The sequence below is a fragment of the Candidatus Phycosocius spiralis genome, assembly GCF_030158815.1.
GTDB classification, from domain to species: domain Bacteria; phylum Pseudomonadota; class Alphaproteobacteria; order Caulobacterales; family Aquidulcibacteraceae; genus Aquidulcibacter; species Aquidulcibacter spiralis.
Window position 1 is genome coordinate 72,688 of the sequence record NZ_BPFZ01000012.1, and the last position, 6,890, is coordinate 79,577.

Sequence of the window (6,890 nt, forward strand, 5' to 3'; positions counted from 1 at the left end):
GTCAAGCTATGAAGTAACTCTTGTATGGATCCACAGCCAAAGTGTCTCCTAACCAGCTTGTGTCCACTTCAAATTGGCATAGTCGCGGCCATGCTCTTGGCATAAATCCCGAATAGCTTGAAGGGCTAGTTTACCACACTTGGATAAATCAGCAGATCTAGAATCATCATGGAGAGATTTTCATCCGATCGTAATGCCAAAAACCCAAGAAAAAGCCCAAGATAGGTTTAGGGGGGAATCTCTTGCCCATCCCAAGCAAAAATCCGCCCTGAATGGCTTGGGGTTAGGGTGGCAAGTACATCAAGTAAAGCCTGTGCTGCAAATTCGGGCGAAAAAATGTCATTGTTATTATAATGGGTTAAAAAGGGTTCAGACATCCGACTACGCACTGTTCCTGGATGCAGGCCGACACAGATCAGCTTGGGCCGCCGGAAAGCCAACTCAATCGATGCGGTTTTGATCAGTTGGTTTAGGGCCGCTTTAGAGGCGCGATACCCATACCAACCGCCTTTCCTATTGTCCCCGATCGACCCAACACGTGCTGAAAGGGTCGCAAAAATGGTCCGACGATCTTGGGCCATAAGTGGTGTGAAATGGGTCATTATCAGGGCTGGGACAATGGAATTCAGCCAAAATAACTTTTTTAAATTCTCACTCCTTATATCCCGCAACCCTTTTTCAGGCATTAAAGAATTGCCATCCTGGAGCAAGCCAATCGCATTAATGACCATATCCAAGGGGCCAGCTTGACGACATTGTTCAACAGCCTTGGCCAAGCTTTCCTCATTCTCGCAATCAATGTAGAGTTGGGTAATTTTTGAGTTAGCGTTTTGAATTCCACGCCGGGAAGCTGCAAAAATAGTGGCCACCTCTGGGTCATGGATCAGTAAGCGGGTCAAAGCATGACCTATCGCACCACTCGCGCCAAGGATTAAAACCTGTTTGCCATAGGTATGAGGCATGGAATTGATACGTATCAAAATCACCCTTGGATGTCGTCAAGAGCTTCTACTCGATCCATGTTTATCTATGGTCACCGAATGAGACCAAGGACGGATCGCACAAATGACATGATATTAAGCATTTGATCTTTAATTTTTTCTTAGAACAAGGGATTTAGAAATCATCACTTGATTTAGTCTGTACCCGTAACCTTTTCCCAGAAGCTTTTGGCTTTATCAAAAAAGCCCGTGTGCTCAGGGTGGCTTTTATCACCGCATTCGCCTGCAAACTCGCGCAACAATTCTTTTTGGCGGGCTGAGAGATTGCTGGGCGTTTCCACAAAGAGCTCAACATGCATATCCCCGCGCAGAGCGGATTTTAGCGTTGTCATGCCATGGTGGCGCATGCGGATGCGCTTGCCGGTTTGGCTGCCTTCTGGGATCTCAAGCTCAGCTTTCCCGCCATCGATGGTGGGGACCTCAATTTTGCCGCCCAAGGCCGCATTGGTCATGGTTACGGGGATGCGGCAAAACAGATTTGGGCCTTCGCGCTCAAACAAATCGTGCTTTTTGACTGACAGGAACACATATAGATCGCCGCGCGGCCCGCCACGGGCACCTAATTCGCCTTCGCCGGTTAAGCGGACACGGGTGCCATCTTCAACGCCAGCAGGGATCGCAACCGATAAGGTCCGCTCCACTTGTTTGGTGCCTTGACCATGGCACGACTTGCACGGCTTTTTAATGATGGTGCCGCGCCCATGGCATGTTGGGCAGGTCCGCTGCATCATAAAGAAGCCTTGTTGCGCGCGCACTTGACCCGTCCCGCTGCAGGTTGGGCAAACTTCTGGCCGCGTGCCAGGTTCAGCGCCAGATCCGTCACAGACTTCACAGATTTGGTCGGTCGGGATGCGTAACTCCGCATCCTTGCCGCGGAAGGCTTCTTCTAAGGTTATGGTATAATCATAGCGCAGATCAGCACCTCGCGCGGGCCCAGCGCGCTGTTGTTGCCGACGACCGCCAAAGACTTCACCGAAAATATCGCCAAAAACAGATTCAAAAATATCGCCCGCATCGCCGTGAAATCCGCCGCCGCCACCGCCGCCATTGAGGCCCGCTTTACCATAGCGATCATAAAGGGCGCGCTTTTGCGGGTCCGATAAGGCCGCATAGGCTTCATTAATCTCTTTGAATTTGGCTTCAGCTTGCGCATTGCCGGGGTTTTTATCAGGATGCCATTGCATCGCCTTTTTGCGATAAGCGCTTTTCAGCGTTGCTTCATCCGCATCACGGGCAACACCTAGAAGATTGTAAAAATCGTCACTCATTGGATCCCCAAGACCATGAATTGGCTGCGTGCATTGATGTCGGAATGGTGTTGGCGGGCTTGATAAACATATAAAAGTGACCCCCTTTGACCGATTTGTCCCGCAATGCGTGGGGGGTCACTTCCCTTTACTTCTTGGCGTCGTCTGTCACATCTTCAAAATCTGCATCAACTACACCGTCATCGCCAGCATCTTTTTTTGCGTCGGCTTCTGCCGCACTCTTTTGCTGCTCGGCATACATGATTTCACCAATTTTCATCGCCGCTTGCATTAAGGCTTGGGTCTTGGTTCGAATGTCTTCAATATCCTCTCCCAGTGCTGCTTCTTTGGTAGCGGCAACGGCGGCTTCGATCGCTTCTCGGTCAGCGACTTCTAATTTGGTGCCATAGTCACCCAATTGTTTTTCCACCATGTGAATAGAGCTTTCAGCCCCATTTTTGGCTTCAACTAAATCGCGTTTTTTCTTGTCGGCCTCCGCATTGGCTTCGGCGTCTTTGATCATTTGTTCAATATCAGCGTCAGAAAGCCCACCATTGGCCTGAATACGTATGGATTGCTCTTTATTGGTAGCTTTATCCTTGGCCGAAACCGATACAATGCCATTGGCGTCAATATCAAATGTGACTTCAATTTGGGGGACGCCACTTGGCGCGGGTGGAATGCCGACCAAATCAAATTGACCCAACGACTTATTGTCTGCGGCCATGTCGCGTTCTCCTTGGAAAACCCGGATGGTTACTGCCGACTGATTGTCGTCAGCGGTGGAGAAAACTTGGCTCTTTTTTGTTGGAATCGTGGTATTACGCTCGATAAGGCGGGTGAAAATACCACCTTTGGTCTCAATGCCTAAAGAAAGTGGTGTGACGTCTAGCAGCAACACGTCTTTAACATCGCCTTGCAGTACGCCTGCTTGGATCGCAGCACCCAAAGCCACCACTTCATCGGGGTTCACACCCTTGTGTGGCTCTTTACCAAAAAATTGTTTCACCGCTTCTTGTACTTTAGGCATACGGGTCATGCCGCCAACCAAAATCACTTCATTAATGTCAGAAGCGCTGAGACCGGCATCTTTCAGCGCGGCTTTGCAAGGCTCAATCGTGCGCGCTACCAAATCATCAACCAAGGCTTCAAGCTTGGAGCGGGTCAGCTTCAAGTTCAAATGCAAAGGCCCTGTCGCGTCCATGGTGATGAATGGTAAATTCACTTCATATTGGGCGGTGGTTGAAAGCTCTTTTTTCGCCTTTTCGGCTTCTTCCTTCAAACGCTGCAGCGCCAATTTATCATTGCGCAGATCAACGCCTTTTTCCTTCTTGAACTCGTCAGCCAGATAATCGACGACGCGCATGTCAAAATCTTCACCACCTAAGAAGGTGTCGCCATTGGTAGAGCGAACTTCAAAAACCCCGTCGCCAATTTCAAGAATAGATACATCAAACGTACCCCCACCCAAGTCATAGACGGCGATGGTGCGGTTGCCGCCCTTATCCATCCCGTAAGCTAAAGCAGCGGCAGTTGGTTCGTTAATGATGCGCAAAACTTCAAGGCCAGCGATTTTACCAGCATCCTTGGTGGCTTGGCGCTGTGCGTCATTGAAATAGGCAGGAACGGTAATCACAGCCTGGGTGACGGTTTCACCTAGATAGGCTTCTGCCGTTTCTTTCATCTTGGTGAGGATCATGGCGGAGATTTCTGAGGGGCTATAATCCTTGTCGCGGCCCGTGACATAAGCGTCGCCATTTGGGCCCTTAGTGATTTTATAAGGAACCAGTTTAATGTCCTTCTTCACCATAGGGTCATCGAACGGACGCCCCACCAAACGCTTGATCGCAAAAAAGGTTTGCTCGGGGTTGGTCACTGCTTGCCGGCGGGCAGGTTGGCCGGTTAAACGCTCCCCATCGGCGGCAAATGCAACAACCGACGGTGTGGTGCGCGCGCCTTCAGAGTTTTCAATGACTTTAGCGGCCTTGCCATCCATGATGGCTACGCAGGAATTGGTGGTTCCAAGGTCGATTCCAATGACTTTGCTCATGTACTTCAGTCCCTCAAAAGCGGACACCGCCCTTTTTGCCCCCCGTGCGGAAGCTCAAAAAACGGCTAAGATAGGTTGCCAGACATTTGCCATAAACAGGCACTGGAGCTCATATGGTGTCGGTCGCAAAGACCGCAAGGTTTGAAAGTGAATTGCGTGCGCAGCCAATTACATTCGGGATTTGGGTATTATGCTGGCTTCTTGGACAGGGCGGCGCAGGAGGCTATTTTAGCGACACTTGAGCCACTTCTGGCAAGCGCGCCTTTTTATCGCCCAAGCATGCCCAAAACGGGCAAGCCATTGAGTGTGCAGATGACTAATCTGGGAAGTCTGGGTTGGGTTTCTGATCAAGCAGGCTATCGCTATCAAGCGACCCATCCTGTCACAGGTTTGCCTTGGCCTGCGATCCCTCAAGCACTCCTTGATATTTGGGCCGCTGTCAGTGGCTATGCCCCCTTGCCACAAGCTTGCCTCGTCAATCTCTATCAACAAGGCGCGAAAATGGGCCTGCATCGGGATGAAAATGAAGAAGATCGCGACGCCCCTGTGGTCTCGATCTCGTTAGGCGATAGCGCCATTTTCCGACTTGGCGGGCCAGAGCGGTCCGGGCCTACGACGTCACTCAAACTTACCTCTGGCGACGTCGTGGTGCTGGGTGGGTCATCGCGGCACTTCTACCATGGCATTGACCGGGTTCTGGCAGGTTCATCCAGCCTGGTGCAGGGCGGCGGGCGGATCAATCTGACGATGCGGGTGGTGCGTAGGCCCGGCTAATCCCCGCCCCGTTCAGCAACCAGATAATCGCGCGAGCGCATTTCATAGAGGCGTGAGGCGGTGCGCTCAAACTCAAACGCTTGATCACCGGCAGGATAAAGCTGGTCGGGCTCTGCCTGCGCACTTAAAATCAACTTCGTTTTATTCTCATAAAGCGCATCAATCAGGATCCGAAAGCGGGCGGCTTCATTGCGCTTTTCTGGGCCCATGATGGGAACACCGTCTAACAATAAAGTATCAAAGCGCTTGGCCAATGCTAGATAATCACTGGCACCTAAGTTCGCGACGCATAAATCCTCAAAGCTCATGCGCGCGCACCCTGCGGCGGCGCGATTAATGGTAAGCTCGCGGCCAGCGACCACCAGCGAAGTCGGCCGCGGTTGCGTGCCGCGCGTTAAGGCCGCCCAAGCTTGATCCATGGCTTCAAATGCGGCCCCATCCAAGGGCGTATGATAGACGCCGTGCCCTTCCAGCCGCGCCATGCGGTGATCGTGTTGCCCTTCAAGGGCATGGAGATCTAGATGCTCTTCCAAAAGCGCGATCGTGGGCAAAAAAAGCTGCCGATTGATGCCATTCTTGTAGAGGTCACGGGGGTGGCGGTTGGAAGTGGCCACCACCACCACTTGGCGCGCCCATAGCTGTTCAAAGAGGCGACCCAAAATCATGGCGTCGGCAATATCGGTCACCTGAAATTCATCAAAACAAAGAAGCCAAGCCTCATCTGCAATGGCTTTCGCGACGGGCGCGATTGGATCATCCCCCGCCCCTTTTACAAAGTTAGGTTGGGCCTTTCGCTCCCGCGTGCTCAAGGCCCGCCACGCTGTCACCCCGGCATGAACTTCGGCCATGAAGGCATGGAAATGCACGCGGCGCTTTTTCTCCACCGGCGCCACATCAAAAAAGAGGTCCATCAGCATGCTTTTGCCGCGCCCAACTGCGCCATATAGATAAAGGCCCTTTGGCGCAGGCTCTGCCTGACCAAACAAAAAAGGCGTATTGCCCGGCTTCCAATGTTCCAATCGATGGGCCAAAATGGTTAAAAGCTCAATGGCTTGGGCTTGGGTAGGGTCAAATTGTAAGACCCCGGCTTGAACTTTTTCGCGATAAAGGGCAGCCACTTCAGACATATTTTGCGCGCTACTTTATCGATTTGAGGTCTGGGTAATTAAAGTTTAGCTGTTGTCAGTGTCAAACGATTGCAGCTGATTATTTGTTCGCAAAAAACACGTAATCTGGATTTGGCGGCACGGGCAATACCCCTATGGGCAATTCCGTTGTAATCCTTCGTTTTACAATGAACAAACCGACATACATCTGAAATGGGTCAAGATCATTAGAGTTTTGACAGAACTTACTTAAATTCCGGATCCTTTAGACAAACCCATTCAAAAAATGTAGCAGAATGAATATCCCCCAAATTTTACCAACATGTTCTTCAGCTTTCGAGTTTTATTCAACTCGAAGATCACAGGCTTGTGTATAAACAAAGGCTTATCGTGTGTTAAGCTTTGCTAACATGCATGGGGGATGTAATGGATCCATTGTAACCAAAACGGGTGTGCTTGTGGCCAGTGGTACTTTGACCCCTGGTGCTGTTGGTGGTGTGGGGACATTGAGGATTAGTGGCGGAGCTGGATTTGGCGGCACGGGGGTGTTGGGCATTGATGTGGCCAGCCCGACTTCTGCGGACAGACTGATTATTGTGACGGGGAATCTTGTCTTGGGTGGCGGATTGGCTGTGAATTTCCTTGACAATTATGTGCCTGATTTTTGGACAAGTTGGACTATTTCCACTTCTGAAAAAGGCAGTATCAGCGG

At 51.0% G+C, this 6,890-nt stretch carries 6 protein-coding genes; 2 read left to right on the forward strand and 4 right to left on the reverse strand.

The window, feature by feature from the left end:
- Positions 1-227: 227 nt before the first annotated feature.
- The 3 genes from PsB1_RS09445 to dnaK form a co-directional block, all read right to left on the reverse strand.
- Positions 228-980 carry an SDR family NAD(P)-dependent oxidoreductase gene (locus PsB1_RS09445; RefSeq protein ID WP_284360693.1) on the reverse strand — a complete coding sequence of 251 codons (753 nt, stop codon included), beginning with the start codon at positions 978-980 and terminating at the stop codon, positions 228-230.
- A 155-nt stretch (positions 981-1,135) separates the two neighbouring features.
- The gene (dnaJ, locus tag PsB1_RS09450; protein ID WP_284360694.1) at positions 1,136-2,269 is read right to left on the reverse strand and encodes a molecular chaperone DnaJ; all 1,134 of its coding nucleotides are present in this window, start codon (positions 2,267-2,269) and stop codon (positions 1,136-1,138) included.
- Between the two features lie 127 nt (positions 2,270-2,396).
- Positions 2,397-4,298 (reverse strand): molecular chaperone DnaK, encoded by a 1,902-nt coding sequence (dnaK, locus tag PsB1_RS09455; RefSeq protein ID WP_284360696.1) that lies wholly within the window; start codon positions 4,296-4,298, stop codon positions 2,397-2,399.
- A 156-nt stretch (positions 4,299-4,454) separates the two neighbouring features.
- Here dnaK and PsB1_RS09460 point away from each other — a divergent pair, with 156 nt between their 5' ends.
- On the forward strand, positions 4,455-5,072 hold the full coding sequence (locus PsB1_RS09460) for an alpha-ketoglutarate-dependent dioxygenase AlkB family protein (RefSeq protein ID WP_284360698.1): 618 nt from the start codon (positions 4,455-4,457) through the stop codon (positions 5,070-5,072).
- Here the strand turns inward: PsB1_RS09460 and zapE are convergent.
- Entirely contained in the window at positions 5,069-6,199 is a 1,131-nt protein-coding gene (gene zapE, locus PsB1_RS09465; RefSeq protein ID WP_284360699.1) for a cell division protein ZapE, read from the reverse strand. The genes PsB1_RS09460 and zapE overlap by 4 nt on opposite strands.
- Before the next feature lie 389 nt (positions 6,200-6,588).
- On the opposite strand from zapE, the gene PsB1_RS09470 reads away from it, so the two are divergent.
- Positions 6,589-6,890, forward strand: a 302-nt coding sequence (locus tag PsB1_RS09470) for a hypothetical protein (protein ID WP_284360700.1), incomplete at its 3' end; no start/stop codon positions are given.